Raw genomic sequence first — 237 nt, 5'->3', positions numbered from 1 at the left:
TGCGCGCACCACCGACCGCCATCCGCAGCTGGTCACCCTGCGCCGCCACCTCGGCGAAATGATGGCCGCGCAGCGCGACCTGGACGGTGCCGACCGCAGCCTGCGCGCGGCGTGGACCGACGCGGTCAGCCTGTACGGCAATGACCAACCCGAAACGCTGGCCATCCGCCGCCTGCGCGCGACCCTGGCCCTGCAGCGCGGCGATCTGGCAGAAGCCGAAGCCGCCCTGCAGCAGGT

General features: G+C 73.0%; 1 protein-coding gene. It reads left to right on the top strand.

The window, feature by feature from the left end:
* A partial coding sequence (locus ACQG3P_RS23365; protein ID WP_426806375.1) for a hypothetical protein occupies nucleotides 1-237 on the top strand: 237 nt, incomplete at both ends.

Origin of the sequence: Stenotrophomonas sp. SrG (assembly GCF_050031795.1) — a bacterium.
Classification (GTDB): domain Bacteria; phylum Pseudomonadota; class Gammaproteobacteria; order Xanthomonadales; family Xanthomonadaceae; genus Stenotrophomonas; species Stenotrophomonas rhizophila_A.
This window is presented reverse-complemented; position numbering and strand designations above follow the sequence as displayed.